The 13,955-nt window shown below is 56.5% G+C and carries 13 protein-coding genes; 7 read left to right on the forward strand and 6 right to left on the reverse strand.

The genetic code is table 11. The annotated features are described in order from the left end of the window. Positions 1–21 precede the first annotated feature (21 nt). The 5 genes from flhB (at position 22) to bglB (ending at position 6,621) form a co-directional block, all read left to right on the forward strand. On the forward strand, positions 22–1,170 hold the full coding sequence (gene flhB, locus JY391_RS09405) for a flagellar biosynthesis protein FlhB (RefSeq protein WP_181823023.1): 1,149 nt from the start codon (positions 22–24) through the stop codon (positions 1,168–1,170). Continuing rightward, entirely contained in the window at positions 1,163–3,241 is a 2,079-nt protein-coding gene (gene flhA, locus JY391_RS09410) for a flagellar biosynthesis protein FlhA (RefSeq protein ID WP_042283893.1), read from the forward strand. Before flhB ends, flhA begins: the two co-directional genes overlap by 8 nt. Beyond that, complete coding sequence (flhE, locus tag JY391_RS09415) at positions 3,241–3,633, forward strand: flagellar protein FlhE (protein ID WP_042283891.1); 393 nt, start codon at positions 3,241–3,243, stop codon at positions 3,631–3,633. Before flhA ends, flhE begins: the two co-directional genes overlap by 1 nt. A 260-nt stretch (positions 3,634–3,893) precedes the next feature. Continuing rightward, on the forward strand, positions 3,894–5,477 hold the full coding sequence (locus tag JY391_RS09420; protein WP_060571381.1) for an MFS transporter: 1,584 nt from the start codon (positions 3,894–3,896) through the stop codon (positions 5,475–5,477). Between the two features lie 4 nt (positions 5,478–5,481). Further along, positions 5,482–6,621 carry a beta-galactosidase BglB gene (gene bglB / locus JY391_RS09425; RefSeq protein ID WP_200034006.1) on the forward strand — a complete coding sequence of 380 codons (1,140 nt, stop codon included), beginning with the start codon at positions 5,482–5,484 and terminating at the stop codon, positions 6,619–6,621. 85 nt (positions 6,622–6,706) lie between these two features. Here bglB and argS read toward each other — a convergent pair whose 3' ends face one another. Continuing rightward, positions 6,707–8,440, reverse strand: a complete 1,734-nt coding sequence (argS, locus tag JY391_RS09430; protein ID WP_042283881.1) for an arginine--tRNA ligase — start codon at positions 8,438–8,440, stop codon at positions 6,707–6,709. A 238-nt stretch (positions 8,441–8,678) separates the two neighbouring features. Here argS and JY391_RS09435 point away from each other — a divergent pair, with 238 nt between their 5' ends. After that, entirely contained in the window at positions 8,679–9,245 is a 567-nt protein-coding gene (locus tag JY391_RS09435; RefSeq protein WP_211935626.1) for a VOC family protein, read from the forward strand. 2 nt (positions 9,246–9,247) lie between these two features. After that, the gene (cutC, locus tag JY391_RS09440) at positions 9,248–9,994 is read left to right on the forward strand and encodes a copper homeostasis protein CutC (RefSeq protein ID WP_211935627.1); all 747 of its coding nucleotides are present in this window, start codon (positions 9,248–9,250) and stop codon (positions 9,992–9,994) included. A gap of 192 nt (positions 9,995–10,186) precedes the next feature. Here the strand turns inward: cutC and cmoB are convergent, their stop codons facing one another. Genes cmoB through JY391_RS09465 form a run of 5 tightly spaced genes read right to left on the reverse strand, consistent with a single transcriptional unit; the run spans position 10,187 to position 13,762 of the window. Beyond that, positions 10,187–11,155 carry a tRNA 5-methoxyuridine(34)/uridine 5-oxyacetic acid(34) synthase CmoB gene (cmoB, locus tag JY391_RS09445; protein WP_211935628.1) on the reverse strand — a complete coding sequence of 323 codons (969 nt, stop codon included), beginning with the start codon at positions 11,153–11,155 and terminating at the stop codon, positions 10,187–10,189. Continuing rightward, complete coding sequence (gene cmoA, locus JY391_RS09450; protein WP_042283870.1) at positions 11,152–11,895, reverse strand: carboxy-S-adenosyl-L-methionine synthase CmoA; 744 nt, start codon at positions 11,893–11,895, stop codon at positions 11,152–11,154. The genes cmoB and cmoA overlap by 4 nt, the downstream gene beginning before the upstream one ends. A gap of 40 nt (positions 11,896–11,935) precedes the next feature. Next, a complete protein-coding gene (locus JY391_RS09455) occupies positions 11,936–12,331 on the reverse strand; it encodes an MAPEG family protein (RefSeq protein ID WP_042283868.1) in 396 nt (131 codons plus the stop codon). A 49-nt stretch (positions 12,332–12,380) separates the two neighbouring features. Beyond that, positions 12,381–13,199, reverse strand: a complete 819-nt coding sequence (locus tag JY391_RS09460) for a DUF72 domain-containing protein (protein ID WP_042283866.1) — start codon at positions 13,197–13,199, stop codon at positions 12,381–12,383. Then, the gene (locus tag JY391_RS09465) at positions 13,196–13,762 is read right to left on the reverse strand and encodes a hydrolase (RefSeq protein ID WP_042283864.1); all 567 of its coding nucleotides are present in this window, start codon (positions 13,760–13,762) and stop codon (positions 13,196–13,198) included. Before JY391_RS09465 ends, JY391_RS09460 begins: the two co-directional genes overlap by 4 nt. Positions 13,763–13,955: the final 193 nt, after the last annotated feature.

The raw sequence follows: 13,955 nt of genomic DNA on the forward strand, positions 1-13,955 counted from the left end.
AGCCCATCCAGGATCTGATGCGTGTCTGAAGAGAACGACGACAAAACAGAAGCCCCCACACCCCACCGACTGGAAAAAGCGCGGGAGGAAGGGCAAATCCCCCGATCCCGGGAGCTGACTTCTCTGCTGATTTTGTTAGTGGGGGTCTGCATTCTCTGGATTGGCGGCGCGTCGTTGGCAAGGCGCCTGTCGGGAATGCTGTCGGCGGGGCTGCGATTTGATCACAGCATGGTCAACGACCCCAATCTGATCCTCGGGCAAATCATCCTGTTAATAAAAGAAGCGATGATCGCGCTGCTGCCGCTTATCACCGGCGTGGTGCTGGTGGCGCTGATCTCGCCGGTGCTACTTGGCGGGCTGGTGTTCAGCGGCAAATCGCTACAGCCGAAATTTTCCAAACTTAACCCGCTGCCGGGCATTAAGCGTATGTTCTCCGCGCAGACCGGCGCGGAGTTGCTGAAGGCGATACTGAAATCGTCGCTGGTGGGCGGCGTGACAGCGCTTTATTTGTGGCATAAGTGGCCGGAGATGATGCGCCTGATGGCGGAATCGCCGATTACGGCGATGGGTAACGCGCTGGATCTCGTCGGACTCTGCGCATTGCTGGTGGTGCTCGGTGTGATCCCGATGGTCGCCTTTGACGTGATCTTTCAGATCTTCAGTCACCTGAAAAAGCTGCGCATGTCGCGTCAGGACATCCGCGATGAATTCAAACAGAACGAAGGCGACCCGCACGTGAAAGGGCGTATCCGTCAGATGCAGCGAGCGGCGGCGCGCCAGCGCATGATGAGCGACGTACCCAAAGCGGATGTCATTGTCACCAACCCCACCCACTATTCGGTGGCGTTACAGTATGACGAAAACAAAATGAGCGCGCCGAAAGTGGTCGCCAAAGGGGCGGGACTGGTGGCGCTGCGCATTCGCGAGATTGGCGCGGAAAACAAAATCCCCACGCTTGAAGCGCCGCCGCTGGCGCGCGCGCTCTATCGCCATGCTGAAATTGGTCAGCAAATACCCGGTCAACTGTACGCCGCCGTGGCGGAAGTGCTGGCCTGGGTCTGGCAGCTTAAACGCTGGCGTCTTGCTGGCGGGGAACGTCCACCACAACCTGCAAATCTTCCGGTGCCTGAGTCACTGGATTTTATGAACGAGAAGACTACCGATGGCTAATCTGGTCGCGATGTTGCGCCTGCCCAACAACATGAAAACCACGCAATGGCAGATCCTTGCCGGGCCGATCCTCATCCTGTTAATTCTGTCGATGATGGTACTGCCGCTACCCGCGTTTATCCTCGACCTACTGTTTACCTTTAACATTGCGCTGTCGATCATGGTGTTACTGGTGGCGATGTTTACCCAGCGTACGCTGGAGTTCGCCGCCTTCCCGACCATCCTGCTGTTCACTACCTTACTGCGTCTGGCGCTGAACGTGGCGTCCACCCGTATCATTCTGATGGAAGGACACACCGGCGCGGCGGCGGCAGGGAAGGTGGTCGAAGCGTTCGGGCATTTCCTGGTGGGGGGCAATTTCGCCATTGGGATCGTGGTGTTCGTCATTCTGGTCATCATCAACTTTATGGTGATTACCAAGGGCGCCGGGCGTATCGCTGAGGTTGGCGCGCGCTTCGTGCTCGACGGCATGCCGGGTAAACAGATGGCGATTGACGCCGACCTCAACGCCGGACTGATTGGCGAAGATGAAGCGAAAAAACGTCGCGCCGAAGTGACCCAGGAAGCGGACTTCTATGGTTCTATGGACGGGGCGAGTAAATTCGTTCGCGGCGATGCCATCGCCGGTATTTTGATCATGGTGATCAACGTGGTCGGCGGTCTGCTGGTCGGTGTGTTGCAGCATGGCATGAGCATGGGCGATGCGGCGGAAAGTTATACGTTGCTGACTATCGGTGACGGCCTGGTGGCGCAGATCCCGGCGCTGGTCATTTCGACCGCCGCAGGCGTGATCGTCACCCGCGTCAGTACCGATCAGGACGTGGGCGAGCAGATGGTGGGGCAGCTTTTCAGCAACCCTAGCGTCATGCTGCTCAGCGCTGGGGTTCTGGGCCTGCTCGGGCTGGTGCCGGGCATGCCAAACCTCGTTTTCCTGTTGTTTACGGCGGCGCTGTTGGGGCTGGCCTGGTGGATCCGTGGCCGGGAACAAAAGGCGCCCAGCGAGCCGCAGCCCGTAAAAATGCCGGAAAACAATTCGGTGGTGGAAGCGACGTGGAACGACGTCCAGCTTGAAGATTCGCTCGGTATGGAGGTGGGCTACCGCCTGATTCCGATGGTCGATTTCCAGCAGGATGGCGAGTTGCTCGGGCGCATCCGCAGTATCCGCAAGAAATTCGCGCAGGACATGGGCTTCCTGCCGCCAGTGGTGCACATTCGCGACAATATGGATCTGCAACCGGCGCACTATCGTATTCTGATGAAAGGGGTGGAGATTGGCAGCGGCGATGCGTATCCGGGGCGCTGGCTGGCAATCAACCCGGGAACGGCGGCGGGTACGCTGCCAGGCGAGCAAACCGTGGATCCGGCGTTTGGCCTGGATGCAATCTGGATCGAAAGCGCGCTGAAAGAACAGGCGCAGATCCAGGGCTTTACGGTGGTGGAAGCCAGTACCGTTGTGGCGACGCACCTCAACCATTTGATCGGCAAATATGCCGCCGAACTGTTTGGCCGTCAGGAAGCGCAGCAGTTGTTGGATCGCGTCTCCCAGGAGATGCCGAAACTGACCGAAGATTTGGTCCCCGGCGTGGTCACCCTGACCACGCTGCATAAAGTGCTGCAGAATCTGCTGGATGAAAAAGTGCCGATCCGCGATATGCGCACCATTCTTGAAACGCTGGCGGAACATGCGCCACTGCAAAATGATCCCCATGAACTTACCGCCGTGGTGCGCGTGGCGCTGGGGCGCGCAATTACGCAGCAGTGGTTCCCCGGTAGCGATGAAGTCAGCGTTATTGGCCTGGATACGGCGCTCGAACGCTTGTTGTTGCAGGCGTTGCAGGGCGGCGGCGGTCTGGAGCCTGGGCTGGCCGATCGCCTGCTGGCGCAAACGCAAGAGGCGCTGTCTCGTCAGGAGATGCTTGGCGCGCCGCCAGTGCTGTTGGTCAACCATGCGCTGCGCCCATTGCTGTCGCGCTTTCTGCGTCGCAGTCTGCCGCAGCTGGTTGTCCTGTCGAACATGGAGCTTTCCGACAATCGTAACATTCGCATGACCGCAACCATTGGAGGTAAATAATGCGCAGACTTCTTTGGCTGTTGCTGTTCCCGCTGGCGGCGCAGGCCGCCGGGGAAGGCGCATGGCAGGCCAGCAGCATCGGCATTACCTTAAACCATCGCGGTGAATCCGCCTCCTCGGCGCCGCTTTCCGCTGGTCAGCCGGTGTCCGGGCTGATGACCCTGGTGGCCTGGCGTTATGAGCTGAATGGCCCGACGCCCGCCGGTTTGCGGGTGCGCTTATGCTCCCAGTCGCGCTGCGTCGAGCTTGATGGACAAAGTGGGACGACTACCGCTTTTAGCAACGTGCCCGCCGTGGAGCCGCTGCGTTTTATCTGGGAAGTACCCGGTGGCGGCCGTCTGATTCCCGCCCTAAAAGTACAGCGCAATCAGGTAATTGTGAACTACCGCTAACGGTTATCTCCTCATCAGGCGGCAACGTAATGTGCTGCCTGACTCGCATTTTTGACCTCCTCTTTTGATTCAAAAGAAACGCTGTTTTATAAATCGGTGACACGCGTTGCCGGTCTCTTTGCGTTTTTGCCATTTCGCCAGGACAGGTGGCAAAAACGAAAAGGTATCCCGCCTGGTAAGCTTTTACTGTAGCCGTGTAAGTACTCCCTCTGGCGTAGCCACAGGTCGGAGTCCCCCAACTGATTGCAGGGTTAACGGCAATGAAAACACGTAAAATTGGATTGGCGAATTATTTGGCCTACGGTTCAGGCGATTTTTTAGGTGCAGGCACCACGGCGCTCACAGCCGCCTGGTTACTGTATTTTTATACGACGTTTTGCGGTCTTTCGCCCATAGAGGCGACGTTTATCTTTGCGGCGGCGAGGGTGCTGGACGCAGTCGTCAGCCCACTGATGGGCTTTCTGACGGACAACTTCGGCTCAACCTGGCTGGGTAAACGCTTTGGCCGCCGTAAATTCTTTATTTTGCTGGGGATCCCATGTGTCTTTAGCTACTCATTAATGTGGGTGGGGGATATGGGGTTCTGGTACTACCTGCTGACCTACCTGGTTTTCGATATCGTCTACACCATGATCCTGGTGCCATATGAAACGCTGGTGCCGGAAATGACCGATGATTTCAAACAGAAAACCAAATTTTCCGGCGCGCGTATTTCCATGGCGCAGATGTCCGCGATCCTCGCTTCCTTCCTGCCGGGTATCCTGTTGACCGCGTTTGGCAAAGACAACCCCATCTCCTTTTTCTACGCCAGCCTGGTGTTCTCGGTGCTGTGCGCCCTGATGCTGACGTTCGTCTGGTTCTTCACCTGGGAGCGTCCACGCGAGGAATGGACGGAAGCAGCGCTACGCGCGGAAGAAGAGAAAAAGAGCCTGACGTTCAGCCAGAGCATGCGCCGCCTGTTTGTTGAGCTGAGCTCTACGTTGCGGATTAAAATTTTCCGCCAGCATCTCGGCATGTATCTGGGCGGCTACATCGCGCAGGATGTTTTCAACGCGGTCTTTACCTATTACGTGGTGTTCGTCCTGATGCAGGAAGCGTCGATGGCGTCAAACCTGCTTGGCACCATGGCGATTTTCCAGTTTATCGCGGTTATCGGCATGATCCCGCTGTGCATCCGCTTCGGACCTGCGCCTTCTTACCGGATGGTGGTGGTGCTGTTTGGTCTTAGCTCACTCTCTTATGCCCTGCTGTATTACGCCGGATTAAGCGATATTTATTCCCTGTTGCTGCTGGTGTCCGCCATTGCTGGTCTGGGGCGTGGGGGGATTAACTATGTGCCGTGGAACACCTACACCTACATTGCCGATGTGGATGAAGTGATTACCGGTCAGCGTCGTGAAGGGATCTTCGCCGGGATCATGACCCTGACGCGCAAAGCCTCGCAGGCTGGAGCGGTCATGCTGGTCGGGATTGTCATGCAGACGTCTGGTTTCGTTTCCGGGCAAAGCACCCAGCCGGAGGCGGTCAGCCACACCATACTGTTAATCCTCAGCTGCGGTACGCTGCTGGTGCTGGCCTGCGGTTTCCTGGTCTCTCTGCGTTTCAAACTGAATTTGCAAACCCACAGCACGCTACGCGAAGAAACAGCGAAAATGCGTGAGTCGGGCCGGGCGATGCCGGAGAACATCACGCCGCAGGCGCGCGCCACCGTCGAGATGCTGTCGGGTCTGCCGTATGAATCACTTTGGGGTAACAACAATATTGGTTACCTGAATCGTAATAAACCTGCTGCACCCTCGCTCAAGCGGGCAGCAACGTTGAATTCGACTTATAACAGAGGTTAGAAATATGAAAGTTTGGCCCGTCAAACATAGCGCGTTACTACGACAGCCGGAGCGTTTTATCTCCCGGGAAGAGCTGAAGGGTTTGATTCAGACGGTGACGAACAATCTGGTCAACATCAAGGACGAGACTGGCCAATTCCTGCTACGCCTGGATGACGGACGTGTGATTGACACAAAAGGGTGGGCAGGATGGGAATGGACGCACGGCGTCGGTCTGTATGGAATGTATCAGTATTATCAGCAGACCGGTGATGAGTCGATGCGCGACATTATCGACAATTGGTTCGCCGACCGCTTTGCGGAAGGCGCCACCACCAAGAACGTAAACACCATGGCGCCGTTCTTAACGCTGGCGTATCGCTATGAGGAGACGCGTAATCCGGCGTACCTGCCCTGGCTGGACAGCTGGGCGGAATGGGCGATGAATGAAATGCCGCGTACCGACCATGGCGGAATGCAGCATATCACGCTGGCGGAAGAGAACCACCAGCAGATGTGGGACGATACGCTGATGATGACGGTGTTACCGCTGGCGAAAATTGGCAAGTTGCTCAACCGGCCGGAATATGTCGAAGAGGCAACCTATCAGTTCCTGCTACACGTCCAAAACCTGATGGACAGGGAAACCGGCCTGTGGTTCCACGGCTGGAATTATGACGGGCACCATAACTTTGCCAACGCCCGCTGGGCGCGCGGCAACAGCTGGTTGACCATTGTGATCCCGGATTTCCTGGAACTGGTCGATCTGCCGGAAAACAATGCGGTGCGTCGTTATCTGGTGCAGGTTCTGAAGACGCAAATCGCCGCGCTGGCAAAATGCCAGGACGAAAGCGGACTGTGGCATACGTTGCTGGACGATCCGCAGTCCTACCTTGAAGCGTCTGCGACCGCGGGTTTTGCCTACGGCATACTGAAAGCGGTACGTAAACGTTATGTTGGCGCGGAATATGCCGGGGTTGCGGAAAAAGCCATTCGCGGCATTGTGCAGAATATCTCGCCGGAAGGGGAGTTGTTGCAGACCTCCTTCGGGACCGGAATGGGCAGCAATCTCGATTTCTATCGAGCGATCCCGCTCACCTCTATGCCGTATGGCCAGGCGATGGCGATGCTGTGTCTGACGGAATATCTGCGGAAATATTTCTGATTCAGAAGTAAAAACAAAACCCGGCGATAGCCGGGTTTATTCTGCTGGTAACCTTTTATTTTGCCCGAGTCATTCTCGTAAGGAATTACATCCGCTCTACGGTTTCGATACCCAACGTATCGAGACCCAGCTTCAGGGTTTTAGCGGTCAGCAGCGCCAGTTTTAGTCGGCTGTTGCGCACATCGTCGTTCTCTGCGCTCAGAATCGGGCAATGTTCGTAGAAACCGGAGAACAGACCTGCGACATCATACAGATACGCGCACATGACGTGTGGCGTCCCTTCACGCGCGACAACGGTCAGCGTCTCTTCAAACTGCAACAGACGCGCGGCCAGCTGCGCTTCGCGATCTTCGCTAAGCACCACTCTCGCGCTGGCAAGGGCGCGCTCATCCAGACCAGATTTACGGAACACCGACAGTACGCGGGTATAGGCATACTGCATATACGGCGCAGTGTTACCCTCAAAGGCCAGCATGTTGTCCCAGTCAAAGATATAGTCGGTGGTGCGGTTTTTCGACAGATCGGCGTATTTCACCGCACCGATACCGACGGCGTTCGCCAGTTTTTCCAGCTCGTCGGCGGGCATATCCGGGTTCTTTTCCGCCACCAGACGGCGGGCGCGCTCAAGCGCTTCATCCAACAGATCGGCCAGCTTGACGGTGCCGCCAGCGCGGGTTTTGAACGGCTTGCCGTCTTTACCCAACATCATACCGAACATGTGGTGCTCCAGCGGGACGGAATCCGGAACGTAGCCCGCTTTACGGACGATAGTCCATGCCTGCATCAGATGCTGATGCTGACGGGAGTCGATGTAATACAGAACGCGGTCAGCATGCAGGGTCTCATAACGGTATTTGGCGCAGGCGATATCCGTGGTGGTGTACAAATAACCGCCATCTTTCTTCTGAATGATAACCCCCATCGGTTCGCCTTCCTTGTTTTTATACTCATCAAGGAATACCACGGTGGCGCCTTCGCTTTCGACGGCCAGACCTTTGGCTTTCAGATCGGCCACGATGCCCGGCAGCATGGGGTTGTACAGGCTTTCACCCATAACATCATCGCGGGTCAGCGTGACGTTCAGGCGATCGTAGGTGATCTGGTTCTGCGACATGGTGATGTCGACCAGCTTGCGCCACATTTGCAGGAAATAGTCGTCGCCGCCCTGCAGTTTTACCACGTAGCTGCGCGCGCGCTCGGCAAAGGCTTCATCTTCGTCGTAGTGTTTTTTGGCTTCGCGATAAAAACCTTCGAGGTCCGCCAGCGCCATTTCACCGGCGTTTTCCTGTTGCTGTTTTTCCAGATAAGCGATCAGCATCCCGAACTGAGTGCCCCAGTCGCCTACGTGGTTCGCACGAATCACATGATGACCAAGAAACTCAAGGGTACGCACCGCGGCGTCGCCGATGATGGTGGAACGCAGGTGGCCGACATGCATCTCTTTCGCGACATTTGGCGCGGAGTAATCGACCACCACAGTCTGTTTCTCCGGCTTCGCTACGCCGAGGCGATCTGAGGTCAGCGCTTGCTCCACGCTTTCAGCGAGAAACGCGGGGTCGAGGAAAATATTAATAAAGCCCGGGCCAGCGATTTCAACCTTACTGGCGATACCGCTGAGATCCAGATGAGTCAGCACCTGCTCGGCCAGTTGTCGCGGCGCCATGCCCAGTTTTTTCGCCACCGCCATCATGCCGTTGGCCTGATAGTCGCCGAACTGTACTTTTGCTGACTGACGAACCTGCGGTTCGCAATCCGCAGGCGCGCCTGCGGCAATCATGGCCTGACTGACTTTTTCTGAGAGAAGAGCCTGAATATTCACCTGAATACCTTACGTTGATGAAGCGGGTTGAAATTTACCGCCGCAGTTTAAGAATCAAGGGCGGGAGTATACTGCAAATGGCCCCTTGCGTCAGCACTGCGCGGCCTGAACAACGTGCAGAAAATAAGCGATAAAAGCGTGCATAACCATGCATTCGGCAAATCCCGCAATCTGCGGTTGGTTGTGTCGGACCAACAGAGTAAATTAGCGGCTTTGAAACCTGTTAAGAGCTGACATTATGGCGAACTGGCAAACCCTCGACGAACTGCATGATATTTCCGCCGACCTCCCGCGATTCACGCGGGCGTTCACGGAACTTTCCACTCGCCTCGGTCTGGATATTGCGCCGCTTGATGCCGACCATATCTCTTTGCGTTGTCATCAAAACGCCACTGCGGAACGCTGGCGGCGAGGCTTTGAACAATGCGGCAAACTGTTGTCGGAAAATATCATCAATGGCCGACCGATTTGTCTGTTTAAACTGGATGAGCCCGTCTGCGTCGCGCACTGGGCATTTAGCGTTGTTGAGCTGCCCTGGCCGGGCGATAAGCGCTATCCCCACGAAGGATGGGAGCATATCGAAATCGTTTTGCCGGGAGAGCCGGATACCCTGAACGCGCGTGCGTTGGCGCTGCTCGCCGATGACGGACTGAGCCAGCCGGGGATTGTCGTTAAAACCAGTTCGCCGAAAGGCGCGCATGAGCGTCTACCGAATCCGACTCTGGCGGTTACCGACGGTCACGTCACCGTTAAATTCCACCCGTGGTCAATTGAAGCGATCGTGGCAAGCGAACAGCAGGAGTGACAATGGCATTACTTGAGATCTGTTGTTACAGCATGGAATGCGCGCGCATCGCGCAGCAAAACGGCGCGGATCGTATTGAGCTTTGCGCCGCGCCGAAAGAAGGGGGATTAACGCCTTCGCTGGGCGTGCTGAGTACGGTTCGCCAGCAGGTGACGATCCCTGTTCATCCTATCATCCGTCCGCGCGGCGGCGATTTTTGTTATTCCGCAGGGGAGTTCGCCGCCATGCTTGAAGACGTGCGACAGGTGAGGGAGATGGGATTCCCGGGGCTGGTGATCGGTGTGCTGGATGCGGACGGCCACGTCGACATGCCGCGCATGCAGAAAATTATGCAGGCGGCAGGGCCGCTGGCCGTGACATTTCATCGCGCCTTCGACATGTGTGCTAATCCATTAAAAGCACTTAACAATCTCGCGGAACTGGGTGTCGCCAGGGTGCTGACTTCGGGGCAAAAATCAGATGCGGCGCAAGGTTTATCAATAATTTTGGAACTTATTGCCCACGCCGATGTTCCAATCATTATGGCCGGAGCAGGGGTTCGTGCAGCAAATCTGCAGCGTTTCCTCGATGCCGGGGTACGGGAAGTACACAGCTCAGCCGGAACAACACAGCCCTCGCCGATGCGTTATCGCAACCCAGGGTTGTCAATGTCAGCCGATAAGCAGGCGGACGAATACTCCCGCTATGTGGTTGACGGCGCCGCGGTTGCTGAAATGAAAGGAATCATTGCTCGCCATCAGGCCAAATGATTTTTACCGTTGCATCATGTCGCCCAATATGATGCTTGCTCGTACCAGGCCCCTGCCATTAACAGGGGCCTTTTTTTCTCCTGCATATATCAGGCTGCCGCTGTGTTGGCCGCCTTGCTGCAACCTGAACTATTTTGGCGAAAACATGCTACGAGTAGGCCGGGTAAGGCGTAGACGCCACCCGGCAAAATACTACGGCTTCGTGGCAATCAACACCGCACGCATCGGCGCCGGATAGCCTTCCACGGTTTTGCTATGGTCGTTTGGGGCGAGGAACTGCTCCAGCGATTCGGTGATCATCCAGTCGGTGCGGCGCTGCTCTTCTGTGGTGGTGACGCAGACGTCAGCGATGCGCACGTCGACAAAACCACACTTCTCTAACCAGTTTTTTAACGCCAGCGCAGACGGAATAAAGTAGACGTTGCGCATCTGCGCGTAGCGATCGCCCGGTACCAGCACGGTGTTCTCGTCACCGTCGACCACCAGCGTTTCCAGCACCAGTTCACCGTCTTTCACCAGCTGATCTTTTAACTGCCAGAGATGCTCCAGCGGCGAGCGACGATGATACAGCACGCCCATGGAAAAGACGGTATCGAAGGCGTTAAGCGCAGGCAACTGTTCAATACCGAGCGGCAGCAGGTGGGCGCGCTGATCGTTGCCCAGCAGTTTACGAACCGCTTCGAACTGGCACAGGAACAACTGCGTCGGGTCAATGCCGACTGCCAGATGCGCGCCTGCGCCAATCATGCGCCACATGTGATAACCGCTGCCGCAGCCCACGTCGAGAATAGTCCGCCCGGTCAGGTCGGACAGGTGCGGCAGAACGCGATCCCATTTCCAGTCTGAACGCCACTCGGTGTCAATGTTCACGCCATACAAAGAGAATGGACCTTTGCGCCATGGCATCAGGTTGCGCAGCAGGGTATCGATACGCTTGAGCTGGCCCGGGGTAAGCGGTGTTTCGCTTTCTGCCGTAACGCTGTGCAGCAGATCCAGCCGGTCAGGCGTCAGGGCCGGCAGAAACGCCACCGCGTTGGCCCATTGCTTATACAGGCCGTGCTGTTCGCGCTGCCAGGCGGCAATCTGCGCGGGCAAGGTTTCCAGCCAGTGGGAAAGCGCGTTTTTGGCAATCAGTTGATAAAAGTTACCAAAGTCGATCATGCCGGAACCTCAGCTTTCAGCGCCACCAGGGAACCAAAGTTAAAGCACTGGAACCAGAGTTCACTGTGTTCGAAACCCGCCTGACGCAGGCGCGCCTTATGGGTTTCGACCGAGTCGGTGAGCATCACGTTTTCCAGCATGCTGCGCTTCTGGCTGATCTCCAGCTCGCTGTAGCCATTCGCGCGCTTAAAGTCATGGTGCATGTTAAACAGCAACTCGCCGACTTTCGCATCTTCGAAGCTGAATTTTTCCGACAGCACCAGCGCGCCGCCCGGCATCAGCCCCTGGTAAATCTTATCCAACAACGCCTGGCGCTCAACTGGCGCAAGGAATTGCAGGGTAAAATTCAGCACCACCATTGAGGCATTTTCGATGGCGATGGTGCGAATGTCGCCCTCCACCACGTCCACAGGCGTCGGCGCTTTATACGCGTCAATATGACGGCGACAGCGTTCAATCATTGCCGGAGAGTTGTCGACGGCGATGATTTTGCAATTTTGATGTTGAATATTACGCCGCACAGAGAGCGTCGCCGCGCCAAGAGAGCAGCCCAGGTCGTAAACCTGCGTGTCAGGCTGCACAAAACGTTCGGCGAGCATGCCAATCATCGAAATGATATTGGAATAGCCGGGAACGGAGCGCTGGATCATATCCGGGAAGACTTCAGCTACCCGTTCATCAAAGGTCCAGTCGCCCAGACTGGCGATTGGCGCAGAAAAAAGCGTGTCGCGGTGAGACATAACGTAAAAATCCGGGAAAAATAAAGGGGCGTATTGTGCGCTAATGCAGGGAGAAAACCAACTCCCACGGCATATACCACAGGTTCGCCAGCACCATTAGCAACAGCGCGCACCAGGTGGCGCTCATGCCTGACCGACGCCAGCGGAACAGCCGCTGATGGAAACCGTAGTAATGCATCAGCCGACCGGCAAGCAGAATGATGCCGCACAGGTGCACCATCCACGTTTCTGCGCCATTCATTTCCATAAACAGCAGGAGCACCATCGCGATCGGAATATATTCTACCGCATTGCCATGGATACGAATGGCGCTCTGCAGTTCGCTAAAACCACCGTCGCCATAGGCAACGCGGTACTGCATTCGCAGACGGACGACATCAAATGAAAACTTAATTAACAGCAACGCACCTAGTACGGCATATAGCGCGCTTACCATACAATGTCCCTTTTTGGCAGATGGCACGCCCTTATGATAGGGGGCAATTTCAGAAAAGAGAAGATTGCTGTGGGATGGAGGGTGCTGATCCGATCACTGGCAACACCGCGCGCAAATCTTCCCACAGGGTGTCGACCAGCTCCGGCGCCTGCGCGATATCCGGGGTGTGCAAAAAAAGATACGGCGTGGTGGTTTGCTCCCAGCGTGGCAGCTTCGTCAGCCAGTCGGCAAAAAACGATTGATTCTGCGCCATATCATCGCTGCCGATGAATCTCACCATCGGAGTGTTTGCCGTCACCAGTGCATGAACCGGCACTTTCGGCTTCTTGCGTTGGGCGTCGCGTATGGCTTCGGTGTGCGGGCGCGCCGCGTGAACCGGTCGGCTGTCGAGAATAACCCGGTTAACGCCGCGCTGATGCAGACCGCTGTTCAGCAACTGTTCCGCGTCGCCTTTGGCAAAAAATTCCGGATGACGAACCTCCACGCCGTAAGTGAAGCCCTTTGGCAGCGCGTCGAGAAACGACCAGAGGGCAGGAAGGTCCTGTGGGCCAAAGGTCGCGGGAAGCTGCAGCCAGTACTGCCCGATGCGCGTCTCCAGCGGGGACAGGCGGCTAAAAAACGCATGCGCCAGATCATCACAGTGGCGAAGAGCCGCCTGATGCGAAATGGTCGCCGGAAACTTAAAGCAGAAGCGAAAATCATCCGTGGTTTGCGCGTACCAGCGTTCGACAATCTCCGCCCTGGGAAGCGCGTACAGGGTGGTATTGCCCTCCACGCAATTAAAGTGGCGGGCATACTCTTCCAGACCGTTGATCCCCAGACGCACCCACTTGGGGTGCGACCATTGCGGCAGGCCGATGTATATCATAAGGCGCGAACGATCTCGTCCACGCTACGCACACGGGCGATACGCGGGAAGATGTGGGTCATGCTGCCCTGATGCTGTTCGGCGCTGGCCGCGCTGCAGGCGTCTTCGGCGATGATCAGGCTGAAACCCAGTTCCCACGCGTTGCGGGCGGTTGATTCTACGCCGATATTGGTGGAGATACCGCACAGCACGACAGTGTCGATACCCCGACGGCGCAGTTGCAGTTCAAGGTCGGTCCCGTAAAAAGCGCCCCACTGGCGTTTGGTCACTTCCAGATCGCTTTCGGCTTTACCCAGCGCCTGCGGGTACGTCCACCAGTTTTCCGGCAGCGGGTGCGCGGGCGCCACGGCGTCAACGGGCTGTTTAAGCGCTTCGGCATAATCGTCGGACCAGCCAACGCGAACCATCACCACCGGCGAACCGTTGGCGCGAAACGCCTCCGCCAGGCGGGCAGCGCGCGTCACGACGTCAGTGGCGGAATGCGGGCCGCCAGCGAAGGGTAAAATCCCTTCCTGCAGGTCAATGACCACCAGGGCGGTGGTTTTAGCGTTCAGTTGCAGCATGATAACTCCCGTCGAAATTCAAAATTCCGTTACACCTTAATCGCGATTGCCCGTGTGACGGACGACAATTTTTGTTATTTTTTGTGAGAATACGCAATACCCGCGTACGAAACACGCGTACAGTCTGTAGCGGACTTATCGTCAGGCGGAATTTCCAGTATAATAGCCGCCTTTTTTCATCCAGTTGTGACAT

The sequence above is a fragment of the Citrobacter sedlakii genome (genome assembly GCF_018128425.1).
In the GTDB taxonomy this organism is placed as follows: Bacteria; Pseudomonadota; Gammaproteobacteria; order Enterobacterales; family Enterobacteriaceae; genus Citrobacter_A; species Citrobacter_A sedlakii.

What these genes read in the sequence shown, in the direction of transcription:
- JY391_RS09460 (WP_042283866.1), bottom strand. Translation starts at nt 13,199, where the DNA reads ATGATATACATCGGCCTGCCGCAATGGTCGCACCCCAAGTGGGTGCGT.
- cmoB (WP_211935628.1), bottom strand. Translation starts at nt 11,155, where the DNA reads ATGATCGACTTTGGTAACTTTTATCAACTGATTGCCAAAAACGCGCTT.
- flhA (WP_042283893.1), top strand. Translation starts at nt 1,163, where the DNA reads ATGGCTAATCTGGTCGCGATGTTGCGCCTGCCCAACAACATGAAAACC.
- JY391_RS09465 (WP_042283864.1), bottom strand. Translation starts at nt 13,762, where the DNA reads ATGCTGCAACTGAACGCTAAAACCACCGCCCTGGTGGTCATTGACCTG.
- cutC (WP_211935627.1), top strand. Translation starts at nt 9,248, where the DNA reads ATGGCATTACTTGAGATCTGTTGTTACAGCATGGAATGCGCGCGCATC.
- flhE (WP_042283891.1), top strand. Translation starts at nt 3,241, where the DNA reads ATGCGCAGACTTCTTTGGCTGTTGCTGTTCCCGCTGGCGGCGCAGGCC.
- JY391_RS09455 (WP_042283868.1), bottom strand. Translation starts at nt 12,331, where the DNA reads ATGGTAAGCGCGCTATATGCCGTACTAGGTGCGTTGCTGTTAATTAAG.
- bglB (WP_200034006.1), top strand. Translation starts at nt 5,482, where the DNA reads ATGAAAGTTTGGCCCGTCAAACATAGCGCGTTACTACGACAGCCGGAG.
- JY391_RS09435 (WP_211935626.1), top strand. Translation starts at nt 8,679, where the DNA reads ATGGCGAACTGGCAAACCCTCGACGAACTGCATGATATTTCCGCCGAC.
- JY391_RS09420 (WP_060571381.1), top strand. Translation starts at nt 3,894, where the DNA reads ATGAAAACACGTAAAATTGGATTGGCGAATTATTTGGCCTACGGTTCA.
- cmoA (WP_042283870.1), bottom strand. Translation starts at nt 11,895, where the DNA reads ATGTCTCACCGCGACACGCTTTTTTCTGCGCCAATCGCCAGTCTGGGC.